Source organism: Hufsiella ginkgonis (assembly GCF_009834915.1).
Taxonomy (GTDB): domain Bacteria; phylum Bacteroidota; class Bacteroidia; order Sphingobacteriales; family Sphingobacteriaceae; genus Hufsiella; species Hufsiella ginkgonis.
Genome location: NZ_WVHS01000004.1, coordinates 224,254 through 244,291 on the forward strand (window position 1 = coordinate 224,254; position 20,038 = coordinate 244,291).

Below are 20,038 nucleotides of genomic sequence, written 5' to 3' on the forward strand. Positions count from 1 at the left end.
CATGACAAGAACCGGCACTCGGGTATGGCGTAAGCAATTACCCGGCTCGGGGAACTATAACCGCTTCTCGTAACAGTAAAAAGATAACCCGGGTCTGAATTCCAGGGTAATAGCCCCGGCGAATGTATACCCCATCCTGGGGAACAGCCGGTTTGTGGCCTGGTTCTCCGAATTGGTGTCGATGCGCAGTACGCTGATCCCTTTTCGTACCGCTTCATTTTCGGCTTTAGCCAATAACGCGCCGGCAATGCCCTGCCCCTGGTAACCGGGACGTACCGCCAGCCGGTGGGTAACGATGGCTTCCTCGTCAAGGTCCCAGCCCACCTGTGCATATTCCGCATCCTGTTGGGTGGTAACGGCACTTACGCCTGCAATGTTTCCGGCGACATCCGCCACCCAAAGTTGTTGGAGTGTGATGTCTTCTGCAAACACTTCGGGGTTGGGATACTTATCGTCCCATTGGAAGTTACCGGCCGCGCGCATCAGGGGAACAACCTGTTTGATAAGGTCCATGATGGCCGGAATGTCGGTTAATGTGGCGTAACGGATTAACATACAGCGGTTATTATTTAAAGGCACCAGGCAGTATTTCCCATGGGGAAGATGAAAAAGTTTAACGCAGGGACACAAAGATATATGCAAAGGGCGCAGAGATCCTAGACCTTTGCGCCCTTTACGAAAACCTTTACGGCGCTTCGCGTTACTTCTGCTGTTTAAGCAAATTGAACCTCACCGCGATCTCAAAGTTGCCGTTCACGTAACTTCTTAATGCCGAAGTCTCGGTAGTATACACTCCTAATACCGAAAACTTGCCCCGGTAATTCATCCCGAACCCCAGCGTCGCACTTTTCGTGGAATGATACATCCCCAGCAAATTAAGTGAATTCTTCGCAAAGGTGAGGTTAGCCCCCGCATCAAAAATGTTCTTATAGCCATCAACCCCGCGAAATACCGCTTTCGGCTCAACGGTGAACGCGGCATTGGGATCATTCAGCAGCTTATAGCTGGCAGCGGCCATAAAAGTGGAGCGGTCGGCGCCGAGGCTGACATCATCCTTCCTGAAAAAATTCTTGAGGTTCGGTACTGCACCCTGTACGGTGAGCCGGCCGGTCGTATAAGCCATCCCGAAATCCGCGTCGAAATAAGTATCGCGATCGTTGTAGCGGCCGACGGCCACATCGCCATCGTCGCCCACAACATCACTGCTCTCCACCCGCTGATCCATGAACCCCAGGGAAAGACCGAAGCTTAGCTTCTGCCCGTCGCCGCTTAAAGGCAGGTGATAAGCGTAGGTACCCATCACGCGGGTGCGGCCCAAAAGCCCCGCTTTATCGTTGTTGAGGTTGAGCCCAAAGGCTACCTTCCCGCCCGCACCGTATTCCGCGTTCAGCGACTGGATGGTTGGCGCGCCTTGCACCGAGCTCCACTGCTGCCGATACCCGAGGTTTACCACGAGCCCTTCAGACAGTCCCGCCATTGCGGGATTTACCATGTACTGGTTCTGGAAATACATGGCGCCGAACGGATTCAGCTGTGCCGATGCCGGATCGGCAAGCAGGCAAAATATAACAGGCAGTGCCGCTGCCAGGAAATGTTTTATGTTAAGTTTCATACTGACCTTGTTAAATAGTCCCTTATTTATCACGCAAAATGGTTACCGATCCTTTAAACGGACCTATTCCCGGGCCAAAGCTTACTACGTAGAAGTAGGTATCTTCATTAAGTACTTCGCCTTTGAAATTACCGTTCCAGTCGTTTTTATAGTTCTTCTGGTTAAACACTACGCGGCCCGAGCGGTCGTAAACCGTTACCTCGTTATTGGGGTACATGTCGAGGTTCCTGATCACCCAGGTATCGTTCTTGCCGTCGCCGTTAGGTGTCAGCAGGTTGGATGGCAGGACGTTGACATAATCTTCAAGCATGGTAAGGGTGATGCTTTTGGTAACCGCACAACCCGATGCGTTGGTTACGCTTACCCGGAAATCAGCCGTTTGCGAAACCCGCACCGTTACCGACGGCCCGTTTACCGGCCCGATGATCCCGGCGCCCGAGGAGGTCCAGTTGTAAGAGGAACCTCCGCCAGGGGCCGTTAATGTAACAACTGTCCCCTTCGATATCGACTGTCCCTGGCTCGAAGTAATGTCGACCACCGGAAGCGGGTTCGATGTCAGTGTAAACGTACGGGTAAAGGTATCGCTGCCGCCGTTAGCTGTTCCGCCATTGTCGTTTATGGTAACGGTGATGGTTGCGGTACCCACGCCTCCCGATGCCTTAAGCGTATACGCCAGGGTTGCGTTGCCGCCTGTGGCGCCGGTAACGCTCAGCTGGGTGAACATGTCGGGCATATTGGTGCTTACGCTGGTAGTTAGCGTTTGAGCTGTTTCCGGCCCGGCGGTGATTCCCGACAATGCGACGCTTTGCGCATTCGTGGTGAAACAGGTAACCTGGTTAGCGACCGCATTCAGCGTTGGCGCCTCATTCACGTCGCCGATGGCAATGGTCAATGCCCTGTCGAGCGAAAGCCCGTAAGGTGTGGTACTTCTCACCAGTACGCTGTAGCTGGCTTTTTGCTCATAATCCAGGGAAGCCGCCGTAACCAGCGTGTTCCCGCTGACGGCGAACGACGCATTATCGGTGCTGCCCGCGCCGCTCACAAGGCTATAAGTGAAGGTAACCGCGGGATCGGCGGCCGTACTGCCCAGGGTTGCCGCCAGGGCGCCGGCCGGCCGGTTTTCCAGCAACGTTGCCGGAAGGGCCGATATGGTTAAAGGCGGAGCCGCCGAAACGGTGAGCGTACCGGGTACGTAAGCAAAGTTATAGTTAACCGCAGCCGCCCCGCTCACGGTGATCGGGTAAGTACCCGGCCCGGAAGCCGCCGTAGCGGTGGTCACCACCGTTGGCGGCGTAATAAGTACGGTACTGTTTTCGCCATTGGCGAAGGCCGAATAAGTGACCGTGAACGCGGGATTAGCCGCTCCCTGGAAACGGGCCTGGTTTTGCGCCGTAATGGTCACGTTCGCTTTCGCGATGGTTAGTACCTGCTGTTTGGCCACTGCCGCGTTAAAGGACGTGTTGCCGGCCTGGTTAGCTGTGATGGTTACTGTACCGGCCTTTACGATGTGTACCTTGCCGGCCACGATCGTCGCGACAGACGGATCGCTGCTGGTATAGGTTACCGGGACGGTAGTATTATCACTGGTTGCACCCGGATTGAGGTCCGGATCGCCGTACACCGCTGTCCTTGCCGCATCCATGGTGATCGTTTGATTGCTCTTAAACGAATCGTCGCGCGTGTACCAGATCGGGCTGGTAATGGTGCGGCTGCCATCGGTCTCCACGATATCGGCGTAATAGTAACCGGTAGCGAGGTTGGCGAGCGCATTGTCGGTATACGTGAGCGTACCGGTGGTGGTACTGGTGATCTCCGCAGGATTGATGCCGCTTCCCGGCACCCCAAACAACAGCTTAATGCTGGTAACCGGGCTGGTGGTAAGGGAGCTCACCGAGATCCTCGGTCCGCCCTGCCCTGTAAACACGCTCCCCACCGGCTGTGTGTTGATGCTGAAGGTGATCTTCGCCGCCGAATCTTCCGTTGCATAGAACCGCATCTTTTTCATGCCTTCCAGCAGGTCGTTTTCTGTAAGCGCAGGCGCAAGCACCACCAAACGGGCGCGGGTATGGCGGCCAAACGTCATGTTATGGTTATCATGATCGATGGTCGCACCGAGGTGATACCCTCTTGCCAGCATGCGGTTATAATAGCTAAGGTAGCTCATAGAGCTCGCCGGATCAGAGTAAGTGGTGTTGGTAGAAAAGGCAGGACCGCTTTCGAGCGCCGAGCCGACAATGGCATTATCGGCATTGGCATCGTAGGTGGTCGAAATATTGTTATAATCCGTTGTGTTGGGATGCGCCAGCGTGGCGATGGCGTTCACCCCGCGCTGGTTGATGGCCTGGAACAAACCGGTTGGACCGGTATATACGCTTTTTGGCACGAAGATCTGGTTCTCGCCCGGCTCCCAGCCCATTAACGAGTCGATACCGTATACGATCACGTGCCCGCCGCCGCTGATCACGCCCCATTCCATGCCGTGCATGGCCACGAAGGTGGATGTAGTGGCGTTTTTCGCTGCCTCGATCCCTGGCTGCCAGTAAGCGAGCTTCATGCCGGCCTGTGTATGGTTATGCTCAGAAATACCGAGGAAGTCCATCTTCATCGAGTTTTTCGCAAATGCATAGTCGTCGGCCGGTTTATTGTTCAGGTTGTCTTTGTTCCCGTCGGAAAAGCTGCTGTGGCTGTGCAGGTTGCCGAAGTAAAAATTAAGCACGCTGGCATTTACTTCCGCTGTTTTCTGGATACCGGTCAATGGAGACGCCGTGCGATAAAGCGGCCCGCCGGTACACGCACTGTTAACGGAGAACACAAAGAAATAGTAAGTGGTATTTTGCGACAGGCCCGTGCGCGTGAAGCTGTTTCCTGCGCTCCGCTTAACGATGGTACCGCCGCCAAGCGTGCCGCCCACGTTGTATACCGTACCGTTCACCGGCGTGGCGCTAAGCGTACTGCTGGTGCTCATTACTACCAGGTATTCATCCGTACCGGCGGCGGCTGTAAAGGACGCCTGTACAAAATTATAATTGGAGTTGGTTACTGTAAAGTTGGTTGGCTGCGCTGCGGGAGTAGCGCAAACAGGCAGCGGAACGGTAGCTTTATTACCGGTTAACGGGGCAACCGTAAAATATTTCGGTCCGCCGGTACAGGCTGTATTGTTTAACGAAAACACGTAATAGTAGTAAAGCGTGCCAGGCGCAGGAGTATTATCGGTAAAGGCGCCGCTAACTACCCGGCTGATCACGGTACCGTTGCCGATGGCACTACCTGCCGTATATACGGTCCCGTCGACCGGCGAGGCGCTCAGGCTGCTGCCCGGGCTGCGTACCACCAGGTACTCGTCGGTGCCTGCCGCCACGGTAAAGGTTGCCGAAATGGCATTGGTAGTGGCCGTACCGAAGCTAAGCGCGGTTGGTTGCGCAGCCGGGCTGGCGCAAGCGGGTAGATTAGGGGCAAGGTGCACCCCTAACTGGTTCGGGTCGTCAGGATCCACGGCATTCTGTACATCGGCCAGCGAAGTCAGCGTCCAGTCGGCCGCATTGAATACCGGGCTCGGCCCGGTTACCGAGAGGTTCCTTACATAGGATGCGTCCTTTGCGTTCAGTCCCTGCCCGAAAGCATCGAGCACGTTGTTCGAGCCGTCCAACAGCGCAACGGCGTCGTTACCGTTAAAATTGATCACCGTATTATCGTTCTGCTTGGCACTGCTGGCGGTGAGATAAGGTACCTCGTTCCCATTCCCCGAATTGCCGATCAATACCGATCCGAACGCCGGAATAGTAACATTGAGGTTCACCGTTTGCGATGGAGTGGCTGTAATATTCATCGTCCCGGCATCGCCGGAAATATTGTACAGCGCCAGCCTGAGCTGTGGAGACGCGGTATTTACCGGAGTGCCGCTCAGGTTAGTAAGCTCGATCCATTTATTTACCGACGCGCCTTCATAATACTGGCTGATGATCACGGGAGTAACGATCGGCGCTGATCCGGTGGTAGTGAACGGCAGCGAAACCAGGGCTGCCTGCACATTGGCTGAAATATCCTGCGAAACCGTATAAATGGTATACCCGGTAACAGGCGACAAGCCATTTATCGTCGTTCCGGCATCAGCGGCTGCCGCTACCGCGAAAGAGCCCGACTTAAACGCGGCCACATTGTTTCCATCTGTACCCGCTTTTACCTGGGCTGCGGTGGTTGGCGCGGTGCCGCCTGTAGGAATAACTACGTAATAGGTAGTGCCTGCTTCATCCAGGCGGCTTAACAAATCGACCGAATTGGTGGTAATGTTCGCGGTTTTGGGGAACGCTGCCGCATTTACCGGCGGCGCGGTATCAACAGGCCCGCCACCGGATCCTGCCTGGACCACACCTACCAGGTTGAGATCGTTCCCGGGAATCCGGCCCACAGCGAATGTGCCCCCCGTCGCGGTAGCGCCATATGCATACACCCTGAAGGTGATGGTCGTAGTGGCAGGCACGTTTTGCAGCGCCGCGATACCGGCCAGGCTCAACTGTGGCTGCGCATCGCCGTTGGCGGAAGTTAACGTATAACTTACTTCCGACCCGATGTTAACACCTGCCGTGGCAAACCCGTTCAGGCTATATTGCCACTGGTATTTATTGGGGCCCGTACCGGATCTGCGGAAGGCCGCATCGAGCGAGGTTAACGAGGTATTAAACCCAGTCCTGGCATTCACCGTAAACTGGATATATTTATTGTTGGCAACCGCGTCAGCAAAAGTGCCCGACGCCGTAAAATTGGAGGCACTAAAGGCATTGCCCAGTGCAGAGGCCGTAACTCCTGCACCCCGGGTGAAGCTGGTGGTATTTAAGTTGGTATTCAGCGAGGTCGGCGCGATACTCACCTCGTTGCCTGCCGCACCCGCCAGCTCCCAGGCGGTAATGGTGGCGGGCAGCGCCATCGTAGTGGCATTGAGCGTAACAAAAGTGGCTTGCAGGTTAGGGATCGCATCCTCGGCTGCTACATAAATAGTATATGCCGTTCCGGGGGTTAAACCAGAGATATTCACCGTAGCATCGGTATTGGCGGTATTAACAAAGCTGCCCGATTTAAACGCCGCCGCTCCATTTCCATCCGTGCCGGCTTTTACCTGAGCGGTGGTAGCAGGTGCGGTACTGCCGGCAGCCGGTAACAACACGTAGTAGGTAGTGCCGGCCTCGTTGATGTTGCTGGTAAGATCAAGCGTGGTGGTGGCCAGGTTGGTCACTTTTGGGTACGTTGCCGTATTTACCGGGGCCGTATTATCCCCGAGCGACCCGGTAAAGTTAACGTCGTCTAAACTGAAGGTGCCGCCGGCCGCTTCGGCGTTGAAGCCATAAAAACGAAAAGTAACCGGTGCAGTGATGTTGGCGAACCCCGCACCCAGCGTAATTACGCTGCCGGTATTGGCCGCGGTATTGGCATCATCGACCTGGAACACATTCGAACCAACCACGCTCAGCGAGGCATTTGCCGGGCTGATGGATGCCGGCAGGTTGGCGGCATAACCGTCGATACTGCTTCGCACACTGTACTGCCTGATGCCGGTACCGGATCGCTGCAGCTTAAAATCAATAGCGGTTAACGAGAACGAGCCACCCGGCGAAGGAGAAATAGTTACCTGAAAATATTGACCGGTATTAATCCCGCCCGTAAAGGTATTGCTCGAATTGGTGGCCCCGGCAGACCAGCCGGTAAACGAAAACCGGCCGCCGGCATTCGGGTTAGCCGAGGCGCCTACAGACGAAAAGGAACCGAAGGTGACCCCGGCAACCGCTGGTACCGGTGTCGGGTCAGTTGCGCCACCGGTATTGGCAACCACACCCGTAAAGGGATACGTGGCTGTAAATGCCTGCCCGCGTGCGACAGGTGCGGCAGCAATTAACAGCGAAAACCCGATAAGCGCATAACATAGTCTGCGAATGCCGGCAAAGCGTACGGGTAACAGTTTTTCCATAAAGTTGCGTAATGTATAATAGATGTACAGGTAGATAGTTCCCGCTAAAATACGAAGTATAATTTTCAGAGAAGCAAGGTTTAGGTTAAAGAATTGTTAACAAAGCGAGTCGTTTTACTAACAAGTTGACATTATCTTCCCCACTACGCCAACGAATTCCGCCGTATGTTTCCGCCGCGATCAGGGTAGTGGAGCTCCGGTAATGATCACTTGTTTGGCATCACACCAATTAAAATCAGCGGCTGCCAACCCGTCACCGTACCCTGTTTACTACCGGCAGTTTCTGCTTTATCAGCCTGGTAACATCGGCGCCCGCCGGCACCGGCCTTAACATAAACGTAAAATCGTAGCGCCGCGCCTTCAGCAGGTACTCCGGGTGCACGCGCGGGCTCCAGCTATCGTCGCCGCCCAGCCCCATCTGCAGCAGGTCGATCGCCAGGTAAGTACGGCTGCCGCGCGTCAGTATATGGGTGTTTTTCGAGCGGTTGAGCGCTGCCTGCGAGTAGTTTTGCACTGTAAAATTAAACAACGGGCTGCCGGTGAATAACAGGCCCCCGCCGTTCGCCGAAGTGAGCAGCATCCACCGTGTGTCTGTTTTATTGCCGTTTTCCTGCGGCATCACGTAAGGAAAATGCTGGTCGCTTACTTTACCGCCATATAACCCCACCATGGCACTCTCCTTGCGGTCGGAATAGCTTTCAAATGGTCCGCGACCGTACCATGCCACGGAGTCGAGCACTGCGGGCAACGTAAAATACAATCCCGCTTTTGCGAGCGGCGGGAGGCCGGGAGGAATTCCGAAATTGGAATGTATACGGATGCTTCCATCGCCAAACACGGTATATTTAACCTGTGCGGTGACCGCAGCGTTCCTGAACCGCACCTTATTTTGAACCGTAACAATAATCACTTGCGGGTAAGCCTGAACCGCGGCCATATGCACCGGGTCGACCTTCGGCTGCCCGAGGCCCGCCGTCCGCCAACGGTACGCATAACTTGTTTTCCCGCCGCCTTCGTCGTTGTCTGTAGGCACGCGCCAGAAACCGGGCATCACTTCGCCGCTCAGCCATTCCTTTCCCTGGAACCGCAGGCTGTTTAATGCGCCTGTCGCTTTTGCAAAAGCAACGGTAAACCCTTTACCTGTAATCACCAGGTCTTTTCCCTTGGAAAGTTTCAGCGCGGGCAATGTGCGCAGGCTCGTTAACGGCGGCGCCCCGGCCTGCGCCGGCAGCCTGAGCTGGCTGGATGCGACCTCGAATCCCCTACCCGCCCATTTCTGGCCTTTCGTTAGTTTAAAGCTGAAATCGAGGAAGTACTCTTCACCTGCTTTGAGAAGCTCTTCGTCGAAAGGCACTTTCAGCTGCCGGGTTTGCTGCGGACCGATGCGGAGGTCGGATATCGTACCCGATTGGATCACCCGGCCGTTCTCCTTTAGCGACCAATGGAGCGCCACGTCCGCCGCCGACCGGAAATAATACCCGTTCGTTACGGCGATCTTGCCGCTAGCTACATCAACATCGTTCACATTAAAATTTTGCAGCACCTTTTTAAGCTCGTTGGTTTCCGGCTGAGGCTGCCTGTCGGGATTTACGAGGCCATCGTCGGCATTGGCTCCGTCCAGGTAATTCACAATGTTCCAGTACTCCAGGCCGGCAGCCGTTTTGGCACGGAGGCCCTGGTCTGCCCAGTCCCAGGTAAAGCCGCCCTGCAGCCTCGGGTAAGCATAAAAGGCCCTCCAGTAGTCCCGGAAATTACCCAGGCTGTTGCCCATGGAATGTGCATACTCGCAAATGATCACGGGTCGGCCGGGATCCAGGTTCATCAGCCTGATCATTTCATTCACAGAGGGGTACATCGTCGAAATAATGTCGTACCTCGACAGCACGTTGGCATACGCCGGCGTTTTGCTTTCGTAGTGAATGGGGCGCGTAGGGTCGATCTTCTTAATGGCCGCATACAGCTCATCGAAGTTCTTTCCCCAGCCGCTTTCATTTCCCATAGACCAGCAGATAACCGAGGGGTGATTTTTATCGCGCTCCACCATCGCGGTTCCGCGGTCGAGGAAAGGCTTTCGCCATGCGGCGAATTCGGGCAGGTAGATCTTTTCACCGGCCCACAATCCGTGACTTTCGATGTTGGCCTCGTCCATTACGTAAAGACCGTATTCATCGCATAAGTTGTACCAATCGGTCGCATTCGGGTAGTGCGAGGTACGAACCGCGTTAATATTAAGCTGTTTCATCAGCCTGATATCCCGGACCATAGCCGCATGGGTAATATACCTGCCCGTATACCGGTCGAACTCGTGCCGGTTAGTGCCCTTGATCTTAACGGCACGACCATTCACAAGGAATAAGCCGTTCCTGATCTTCACATCGCGGAAGCCGATCTTGCGGGTGATCACTTCCTGCACCTTGCCTACACCATCTGTCAGCTGCAGCTGGAGGATATACAGCGAAGGCGTTTCCGCCGACCATTTGTAGGGATTACGGACCAGCTTCCGGAAGCTGACGTCTATTTCCCGGCCAGGGCGCACATCCGCCGCGGCGAGGTCGTGGTTAAATACCACCTTCCGGTTAATATCCATCAGCGAGATCTTTACCTGATAACCCGCCCCGGTCATCGCTCCCGAATTTTTAAGACGGATGCGGAGCCCCAGGGTCGCATCCCGGTAAATCCTGTCGAACGTGGTACGCACCTGCAGATCGCGTACATGCAGTGCAGGCGACGCAAAGAGAAACACGTCACGAAAGATCCCGCTTAGGCGCCAAAAATCCTGGTCCTCGAGGTAACTCCCGTCTGACCAGTTGATCACCTCCGCAGCCAGGGTATTCTTCCCCGGCACTAATAAGCGGGTAATGTTGAATTCCGCCGGCGTCATCCCGTCTTCGTGGTAGCCTGTTTTCTTCCCGTTCACCCATACATACATTGCCGATTGCGCACCCGCGAAATGCAGGAATACCTGTTTACCCCGCCAGCCTCCCGGTATGGTGAACGTGGTGCGGTACAGCCCCGTAGGATTATCAGTTTTGGGGACCCTGGGCGGATCGGCGGGAAACGGGTACCTGATGTTGGTAAACACAGGAGGGTCATAGTCGCCCTGCAGCTGCCAGTTCCCGGGAACCCGGATATCGTCCCAGCGCGAAACATTGTACCCCGGCATAAAGAAATCTGCCGGCGTTTTCAGGGGGGTGCGTACCCATTTAAACTTCCAGGTTCCGTTAAGCGACCGGTAATAAGCCGATCGCTTCTCGTCAAAGCTCAACGCGGTAACGACATCATGAAAAGGAATGAAGGTACTATGCGGCGTTTCGGTGTTCGAACTGGTAACCAGGGGATTCTCCCAATCGTGCGCCTGCGCATAGGCATGGTCTGAAAGCAACAGGAAATTCAAAAAGGCAATAACCGCGCGACCTGTCTTCATTCAGCAACTTAAGGATAAAAAGCCTCTCCGGTATAAAGCGGTTGATTCGTAAGATTATTTTTACGCAAAAGACCATTTATTTACGGAAGAAACGACAGGGTCAGAAGCCGGCGTTTATAATTCGCGGATCCAGATATTGCGGTAGCGCACCGGGTTACCATGGTCCTGCAGGTGCAGCGGCCCTTTGCCATGCGCCTTGTAAGCCGGCAGCCCAATATATTCGGTGACCCCCTTTATTTCGAAATTATTCTGCACCAGTACCCCGTTATGCAGTACGGTAACACGGGCGGGCGAAAACAACCGGCCCGATTCGGTGAACCGCGGCGCCGTGTATATCACATCGTAGGTATTCCATTCACCGGGTTTGCGGGTTACGTTCACCAGGGGCGGCGATTGTTTGTAGATACTCCCTGCCTGCCCGTTGGAGTAAGAGCGATTGTCGTACGAGTCGAGCACCTGCAGCTCGTAACGATCCTGCAAAAACACACCGCTATTGCCCCGGCCCTGGCTGTTTCCTGTCACCTGGGCGGGTGAAGACCACTCGATATGCAATTGAAAGTCACCAAATTCCTGGTTGGTGGTAATATCTCCGGTGCCTTTTGTAACGGTCATCGCACCGTCTTTAACTTCCCATTTTGCGGCACCCTTGTCTTTTCCATGCCAGGCGGAAAGGTTCTTCCCGTCGAACAGGATAATGGCATCTGAAGGCGCCGATGTGCCGGTGCCCGCGGACACTACCTTTACCGCCGGTTCCCAGAATTCCGTCATGCCCGGAACCATCTTCTCGGGAACCGGTAAAGGGTTGGGGCTGTTTGACTGCGCATCCGCGCGCAGCGACGGTAATAAAAGTACCACAACCGCCTGCAAAAAGCGGAAAGCATGTTTTTTCGGGTTCAAATTAAAGATCATCTTTATCGTTCAGTTTACTGGTTTAACCACCTAAAGATAACCTTTTACCTTCATTAAATGTAAGGGAAAGGATATCTCAGCCGTGACACACACACTAATTTAACCTTAAACTTGCGGCATTTAGCCTAGAAACACCGCTCAGCAGCATCCCGAATGCGTACAGCCGCGATATCTTACCCGGTTAAGCAGGTAACGTTAACGAGGAATGTAAACGGGATCCCGTTGTGGCCGGTTACACCGGGACCAGCGATTCGAGTATGGCGTTAATGGAGAATTTCGCGGAGCAGATCACTTCATCGGCTGCACCGTAATATACCGTAAGCTCATCGCCCTTTATGATGTGCCCGTTGGTAAAGATCACTTCGCCAAAAAAGCCCTGCACTTCGTAAGGTTCTTGGGGCTCCATGATGGGCGTTCCTGAGCGGGCAAGCACTTTCGCGGGATCATTCAGATCGAGCAGCAAGCCACCGAGGCAATACCTGTGCTGCGCCGTGGCGCCGTGGTAGATCGCCAGCCAGCCGCGGTCGGTTTTTATCGGGGCGCAACCACCGCCCACACGGGCACTGTCCCACATCCCGGCACGGGTACGCAGGATACAGCGGTGATCTCCCCAATGGATGAGGTCGGGTGAAGAGGCTATCCAAATATAATTCCCGCCCAGGTCTATGCCGCTCGGGCGGTGCAGGCAATAGTAGAGTCCATTGATCTTTTCTTCAAACAATGCACAATCCTTGTTATGTGGCGGAATGATCATGCCGTGGCGATGCAGCGTCTTCCAATCGCTGGTGCTGATCATGCCAACGCCCACACCATTTTCTGATACTGCGGTATAGGTGAGGTAGTAGGTGCCGCCAACCTTCGAAACACGGCAGTCTTCCACGCCAAACGTTTCCAGTGCCCCGGATCCGAAGATGCTGAAGGACGGATCCGGCTCGGTAAAATTCTCGCCGTCGTCTGACCAAAGCAGCCGCAGATGCGAGATGGTAGACAGGTAAACGACGCCGTTATAGGTAACAAGCCGGGCATCAGAGAGATCGAGGTACTCATCGTCCGCGTCGAAATTGAGGATTTCCATCAATCCCCCGGCATTGAAAATCGGGAAGGACACTTTACCATCCACCTGCGGCGGACGTTCAGCCACACGCACGAGCATGCCTGTTCTTCCTTCGAACTCGAACATGCCGGGATTCAACAGGCATTCGATCTTCATGCCGGGCATTGACGGCCGGAGATCCTGCGGCCTTAACAGGGGATTTGCTGTGGAACGGTTGACTACAATTTTTTCTTGATTCATAACATTTGGATTAATCGCTATTACTCGGACCTGCCGGTTTTGCCAACCAGCTTCTCCATTTCAATCCCAGCAAAGATCAAACCGATAATTTCATGCGAATCGTCGTCGATCTTCGGGCGGGTAAGGTAATAGGATCCATCTTCACTGCTCATGGTGCCAACGCAGATGTGCACCTTACCGTCGGTCTCGATGGCGGACGCGATCGCCTCCCATCCATTTCGCGCACACTTCTCATAAACTTCTTTGCTGAGCCAGCCATTATTCAACCCGCGGGCGATGGTCATGGTGACGATCGCCGTGCCAGAAAGTTCCTGGTAAGAGTCGGGGCGTGTCAGGATGTTATGCCAGAAACCCGTTTGCGTGTCCTGTAGTTTTCACCAGCACATCCACGTGTTTTTTGTAACAAGCCATAATGGGAGCATAGCCCGGGTGGCCTCACCTCATCGCCTTTGGCTTTTAGTGCAAGCCGACACTACGGCAAACCAAGCCTCCGGTTTGGCGCCAAACCCGTATCCTGGAACCAACTACGTTGCCCGGGCCGTAGCCTTAGCTGACAGCTAATATCTGACAGCTGATAGCTGACAGCCACTACTTTCAGCTACCGCAACGCATATGCCACAAAGCTATCCCCTCTTGGTGCTCCGAGCTTGGAGCCGCCGCAGGCCAGTACGACATATTGTTTGCCGTTGGCCATGTAAGTACTCGGAGTGGCGAAGCATGCGAACGGAAGCTTTACTTCCCAGATCAGCTTGCCGGTTGCCTTGTCGTAGGCACGGAACTTGCCGTCTTTAGTACCGGCGATCAGCAGCAGCCCGCTCGCGGTAACTATGGGACCGCCATAATTTTCGGCGCCGGTTTGCGGAATGCCTTTGGCCAGGAGTCCGGGATATTCCCCGTAAGGGATCTTCCAGCGGTACTCGCCGGTGTTGAGATCGATCGCGTTGAGCGTACCCCAGGGAGGACTGATGGCAGGATAGCCGTCTTTGCTCAGGAACTTACTGTACCCGCTGATCTGCAGCGGACTTTGCCGCGGGGAAACCGTGGCTGGCCTGGCTACTGCTGGTGCTTCCCGTTTCTCGTCGCTAAAAAGAAAAGCGACGATCGCGTCCTTCTCCTTCGTCTTAAATTTCGTAAAAGCGGGCATCATACCTTTTCCGGCGGTAATGAGGCGCATTACTTCTGCCCTGGAGCGGGTATCGGCAACGTTCACCAGGGAGGGGAAACCGCTGCCCGGATTGCCTTTACGTTCGGCGCCATGGCAGGTCACACAATTGGTGGTGTATAGTCGTCCGCCTTCGGTCATTCCCGCCAGTTCGTCGTTGGCAGGTGTGGGTTTAAGCGAAATAAGCCAGGGCATCTCGTTGCTGTTCACGTACAGCACACCTTGCGGATCGGCAGCCGCACCTCCCCACTCTGCGCCTCCGTCGAGCCCCGGGAAAATAACCGAGCCACGTTTACTCAGCGGTGTATAAGGGCCTTCGGAGCGGCTTTTCCGCAACCGGGCCAATAGTTCGGCGCGATCGGGGGCGAGCGGGCTGATGTCTCTTTCCCGGAACGATTGCCGCACAAATGGCGCGGGTTTCAGCGGGAACGGCTGGGTGGGCCAGGCATGTTCGCCGGGAATATCGGAAGCAGGTACGGGCCGTTCGCGGATGGGGAACAACGGCGCACCTGTTACCCGGTCGAACACAAATACAAGCCCTTGCTTGGTTACCTGTGCTACGGCATCGATCTTTTGGCCGTTCCTGGTAAGGGTCACCAGGTTGGGTGCGGCGGGGCAATCGCGGTCGAGCAGGTCGTGGTGCACAAACTGGAAATGCCAGATGCGCTTCCCTGTGCGGGCGTCGAGCGCCAGTAAGCAATTGGCGAACAGGTTGCTGCCGCGCCGGTTTACGCCGTAAAAATCATTAGCGGCAGAGCCAGTCGGCACATAAACGATCCCCCTTTCGCGGTCGATGGCCATCCCTGCCCAGTTGTTTACGCCCCCGATCTCGCCCTTATTGTGGACATTTTTGGGCCACGTATTGGCCCCGTACTCCCCAGGGAGAGGGATGGTGTGGAAAACCCAGGCCAGTTCGCCGGTACGCACGTTGAATGCCTGGATATGGCCGATTGCGGCGTTATCGCCGTCGGAAACGCGTAACGGCATGATCACCAGGTCGCCGAACAAGGTACCCGGCGCGTTGGAAACCACCCACTTGTCGCCGATATGGCTTCCCAACCCGGTTTTAAGGCTCACGCGCCCGCCGTTTCCGAAGTTGGCAATGAGCTCGCCTGTCGCCGCATTAGCGGCATATAACCATTCGCCGTTGGTGAAAATGATACGCTTATTACCGCCTTCTTCCCAGTAGGTCAGCCCGCGGCTGGTATTCAGGTCGCTAACAGCTTCCGTTTTGCGTTTCCAGATCTCTTCGCCCGTGGCGGCATTCAGCGCAAATGGCTGGGCCGAAGCGTTCATTCCATACAATACGCCATCCACAATGACCGGGTTACATTGTATAGCACCCGGGATCCCGGTATGATATTCCCAGGCGATCTCCAGCTGGCTGACGTTGCTTTGGTTGATCTGGGTGAGCGTTGAATAATGGTTGCGATCTGCTCCACCCAGGTATTCACGCCAATCCGCGCCGGAAGCCGGTGAGTCGCCGGGCGCCAGGTTCCAGGAAAGAAACAGCACCGCAAACAGGATTGTGAGGAGGGCGGATGTTTGTTTCATGGAATAAGGAATAACCGGGAGTTAGTTCAGGACCTTCATGATGCCCTGCATTACGTAAAAATGGCCCGGTACAGAGCACTCGTAAGGGTAGTCGCCGGATTTCGTGGGAGCGGTGAAGTAGATGGTTTCCTTCGTACCTGGGCCAAGCAGGTTCGTATGGTACAACACTTTAGGGGTTTGGGGAACGTAATTGTTTTTTTCGCCGAGCAGGCCCATCTTCATTCCCAGTTCGCCCACTTCGATGGCGGTTCCCGGCTGAACGATCACCAGGTTATGCTGCATGTCATCGTTATTGTTAAATACCAGCTTTACCCTACTTCCCGCTTTTACGTAAAACACGGCCTGGTCGAATTTCAGACCGGGTTTAGTACCGATCACAACGGTGTAGTCCGCTTCGGCTTTGCCCCAGGAAACAGGTTGGGCGATCACGCGTTTGGCAGATGGTACGGCGACTGCCGGTTTTTGCGCCGGCGTTTTGGCCGGCATCCCCTGCATACCTGCATGGTGTGCAATGGCCGGGCGTACGGCCGTAATTTTCAGCTTCTCTCCTGCCGGGATGCTGTTAAGCGTATAATAGCCAAAATTATGCAGCAGGGGCTTTCCTTTGGCAGAGCGAACACCTTCCGCTTTGATCTCGTGGATATACCCCATACGGATACTATCGGCCACGATCCGCGCTTTCATCCCGTCTTGGGAGACCACCACGCCCAGTACGGGACAGGCGGCATTGTTGATCACGGGGCTTCCATACGTAGAATGGTACTTGTAGGTAAACCCGGTGATGGCATAAGAAGCGGGATCGGCAGCAATGGCCCTATCCACCGGTTGTGTAAACTCGATCTCGAAGCCATCGGGCATAGCCCGCACGGTTTTCATCTCGAAAGGCATGGCGCCGGTCCATACCAGCCGCTGCAAACCATACTCTTCTTTGCCTACAGCGCTCCATCCACGGCTGGTCATGCCGGCGAACAATGAACCGTCATGTCCCCAAACCATCCGTAATATACCCGAACTGAATCCTTCCCGGAAAGGGAACAATACGCCCTGGTACACGCCGTTCACTTTTTCGAGGGCGACGCGCATGATCTTGCTTTGGGTTTGGTCGCCTACAAAGAGCTGACCTTCAAAGGGGCCGAATTTGCCGCCGGTATAGTCATTCAGGAGCTCGGACGTAGATTTGCCCATGATGCCATAGGGGAGCCAGATAGCCGGAGGCTTTAATCCCGGCACGCGTTTGGCCACATCGAACATCGGCTCTCCGGTATCGGGGATATCGGCAGGGGTTAATTTTACGGGAGAGCCGGGCTCGCCCGACCACCGGAGGCTGGCCGGGTTACCGGCAAAATCCCCTTTTTCGAGGTGTGTGATACGGCCCGAGCCCACCCAATCGCCCTGGTTTTCGCTGTAAAATACATCTCCGGCGGCATTCATCATAAACCCGGCCGGGGAGCGGAGGCCCGCCGCAATGGGCGTCATTTTACCATCCGGGGTGATCTCCAGCATCCATCCCCGCCATTTGGTGAGGCTTGCGCCCTTACCGATCCACGACAGGTTAAGGGTTACTCGCATATTGCCGTCGGGCATGAACATCGGCCCGTAAGCATATTCATGGTAGTTGCCTGAAATAGGCCAGGAATACACCTTGTCGTAGGAATCTGCGCGGCCATCGCCATCGGTATCGCGCAGCCGGGTAAGCTCGCTGCGCTGCGTAACATACACGTCTCCATTTTTGTACGCCAGCCAGAGCGCCTCATGCATCCCGGAAGCGAATTTCTTATAAACAGGCATCCCCGGACCCGTAGTGTTGGAGATGTTCCAGACTTCGCCGCGGCGCGTACACACCATGAGGCTTCCGTTGGGCAAGGTGGCCATGCCTCCTATTTCCAGGATGGTGCCCTGCGGTATGGGCAGCGTAAGGAGGCGGTAATAATCCTCTTCTTTATCTGGCAGGATGGCAGCGGGCGCCTGCTGCCCGAAAGAGGCCTGTGAATACGAGAAGCACAACGCGCAGGTTAACGCGTTTGCTGCCAGCCTACCAAACCAGTTCATAGTTAACCCCTCCTTTTTGGTCTTTGATGGTTACGGGCAAGAGCATTTCGGTGGTGTTTGCGGCAGTTTTTCGGATCAGGGGTTTCACTTTTTCGGGAAGTTGGATATAGTATTGTTTGTCGTTAACCGCGTAGAGCCCGCCGGGTTGTAAGGCGATATCGCTTCCTTCCGCCACCCGGAACCAGAGGTCTTTTGCTTCTTTCGCCATTTCGGCGGAGATGGAATGGGTAAATCTTTTACCGGAATTGTCCGGTGTCAACGTTTCTCGTATCATGGCGTCGCCAAGCTGGTATTTAAACACGGGACTGCCGTCTTTCAGCAGGTCGTAGCCCAGGTAATTATAGGCGGCCGTGTTAGAATCAGGCCAGACCGAATCTTTTCCCGGGAGGAAAGCCAGCGTTGGTTTTCCCGGGAGGACGATCAGGCTGCCCAGCGCCACTGCCAGTTGCTGTTCGCCTCGGCTGTACCACATCCCTGTGGCATCCAGGAAATCGCCGCGCCATACTTCGAGCAGGCGGCCTTTATCGAGGTCGTAGGCATAGCTTACTTTTTGCGGGTAACCGACGGCTACGGGCGCCGTGAGTTTTTTACCGTTGTAGTTTAGAAATCCACGATGTACCACCGGGGCGACGCCCGGAGAAACAAGGATCGGGTTTACCACGGCGGATGCCCTGCGCACCGGTTCGGTATTGGCTGGAGGGACCCTGTACCTGATGTTGCGCAGCGCTACCTGCCCATGGTCGCCCTGGAACATTAATGGCGCCATCGCTGTTTCGTCGCTGGCAATGCCTCCTGTTGTGGGGCCCGAAAGCTCGATGTTTTCCTGGATCGTTACGCCATTGTAGATCACCTTTACCAGGCGCGCGTTTTCGGTTTTTTTCCCCTCCGCATTAAATCGGGGCGCCCTGAACACGATCTGCATATGCTGCCATAAACCGGGCGCCCTGCTTACGTTCTGGGCGGGCGGGCGACCCTCGGCGCCTTCAGTATTGGCCTCGCGCTTGTAGATCCCGCCTGCATCGGTGTAGTCGGGGTCCTGTTTTCCCCAGCTGTCAGACAGCCTAACCTCGTAGCGCCCCTGCAGGTAGATGCCGGAATTGGAGCCTTTGGCCATCATCAGGTCGAGATCGAGGTCCAGGTCGCCATGCTCCATATTGGTTAAGAGGTGCCCCTCGTTCCATTTTTTATTCTTCGCGGGAATATTTACCAGCACACCGGTGCCGTTTTTCAGTACCGGGTCCCCATCCGCCAGCGGGTTAAAAAACACCTCCGAAACGAGCTTCCAGTTCGCCGGAAGCGGTTTAAAACTATTGGGGCCGGTCAGCAAAACTGGTGTATAAGCGGCATCTTGCTGTGCCACCGCACACGTAGCTGTGAGCAGGAAAAAGAGCAAAAACGTAAATAACTTCATAAAACAAATTAATATTAACCACTCAATAATACAGGTTACACGGCGCCAGCGAAACTAATGGCCTTGGTACCCAGGTACAGATCTTTTTGCCTTCCCAACTGTCCACCGGGGTATAATCCCCATGCCGATCGAACCGTTCTTACCGGATAAGGAACTGCGAACGCGTGGCGGCCATGGCAGATTTTAACGGCGTCACCTTCATATAACCGTTTTCGAACGGATCTCAACAGGTTAGTTATAAACAGTATCGATATTTTCACGGCGGACCAGTACGATCAGTCCGCGTACCGGCGCCGGTAATTGTCGCCGGCGCTGTCGCTGTCTTTTGGTGCTGGACCAGGCGGCAGCGCATATCGGGCTACGGTTCGATCTTGGTTAACAAATCTACGCAAACGATTGCAATATTTTCATTGAAAACCCCTGTGCGCAAAGCTCGCGGATGCGCTCCTTCCGCACTTCGGCCAGGACGTTTGCCGCGGTAAGTGTGGCAAGTGTTAGCATCACGTATGCGGAATGGCCCTGTTGCGCTGTCAAACTTCCTGGTGTAATTTTGGTCCCGACGGTCTGGTATTCCCTGCTTTACGTCCATCTGTCGCCACGAAAGCGCCATCGGCAAGGAACTGTGCGCTGGCGCCAGGTGCGGTTTTACTGCGTAGTGCGCCTAGTT

10 protein-coding genes and 1 pseudogene are annotated in these 20,038 nt (G+C 55.0%); all 11 read right to left on the minus strand.

The window, feature by feature from the left end:
- Positions 1 to 54 precede the first annotated feature (54 nt).
- The 11 genes and pseudogenes from GS398_RS17295 to GS398_RS17345 all read right to left on the minus strand — a co-directional run bounded on the left by GS398_RS17295 (position 55) and on the right by GS398_RS17345 (position 19,905).
- Positions 55 to 555, minus strand: coding sequence for a GNAT family N-acetyltransferase (locus GS398_RS17295; protein WP_160908070.1), 501 nt, complete (start codon positions 553 to 555; stop codon positions 55 to 57).
- A 145-nt stretch (positions 556 to 700) separates the two neighbouring features.
- On the minus strand, positions 701 to 1,612 hold the full coding sequence (locus tag GS398_RS17300; RefSeq protein WP_160908071.1) for a PorP/SprF family type IX secretion system membrane protein: 912 nt from the start codon (positions 1,610 to 1,612) through the stop codon (positions 701 to 703).
- 22 nt (positions 1,613 to 1,634) lie between these two features.
- The gene (locus GS398_RS17305; RefSeq protein WP_160908072.1) at positions 1,635 to 7,568 is read right to left on the minus strand and encodes a T9SS type B sorting domain-containing protein; all 5,934 of its coding nucleotides are present in this window, start codon (positions 7,566 to 7,568) and stop codon (positions 1,635 to 1,637) included.
- A gap of 253 nt (positions 7,569 to 7,821) precedes the next feature.
- Positions 7,822 to 10,992 carry a beta-galactosidase, LacZ type gene (gene lacZ / locus GS398_RS17310; protein ID WP_160908073.1) on the minus strand — a complete coding sequence of 1,057 codons (3,171 nt, stop codon included), beginning with the start codon at positions 10,990 to 10,992 and terminating at the stop codon, positions 7,822 to 7,824.
- Between the two features lie 114 nt (positions 10,993 to 11,106).
- A complete protein-coding gene (locus tag GS398_RS17315; RefSeq protein ID WP_237488237.1) occupies positions 11,107 to 11,901 on the minus strand; it encodes a 3-keto-disaccharide hydrolase in 795 nt (264 codons plus the stop codon).
- A gap of 232 nt (positions 11,902 to 12,133) precedes the next feature.
- Positions 12,134 to 13,195, minus strand: coding sequence for a glycoside hydrolase family 130 protein (locus GS398_RS17320; protein ID WP_160908074.1), 1,062 nt, complete (start codon positions 13,193 to 13,195; stop codon positions 12,134 to 12,136).
- Positions 13,196 to 13,215: 20 nt separating this feature from the next.
- Positions 13,216 to 13,557, minus strand: a pseudogene (locus tag GS398_RS17325) (glycoside hydrolase family 88 protein); the annotation flags it as partial.
- 236 nt (positions 13,558 to 13,793) lie between these two features.
- The gene (locus GS398_RS17330) at positions 13,794 to 15,911 is read right to left on the minus strand and encodes an outer membrane protein assembly factor BamB family protein (RefSeq protein ID WP_160908075.1); all 2,118 of its coding nucleotides are present in this window, start codon (positions 15,909 to 15,911) and stop codon (positions 13,794 to 13,796) included.
- Positions 15,912 to 15,932: 21 nt separating this feature from the next.
- Entirely contained in the window at positions 15,933 to 17,960 is a 2,028-nt protein-coding gene (locus GS398_RS17335; RefSeq protein WP_160908076.1) for a plastocyanin/azurin family copper-binding protein, read from the minus strand.
- Positions 17,944 to 19,371, minus strand: a complete 1,428-nt coding sequence (locus tag GS398_RS17340; protein WP_160908077.1) for a 3-keto-disaccharide hydrolase — start codon at positions 19,369 to 19,371, stop codon at positions 17,944 to 17,946. Before GS398_RS17340 ends, GS398_RS17335 begins: the two co-directional genes overlap by 17 nt.
- Before the next feature lie 384 nt (positions 19,372 to 19,755).
- Positions 19,756 to 19,905 carry a hypothetical protein gene (locus GS398_RS17345; RefSeq protein ID WP_160908078.1) on the minus strand — a complete coding sequence of 50 codons (150 nt, stop codon included), beginning with the start codon at positions 19,903 to 19,905 and terminating at the stop codon, positions 19,756 to 19,758.
- Between the last annotated feature and the right edge of the window lie 133 nt (positions 19,906 to 20,038).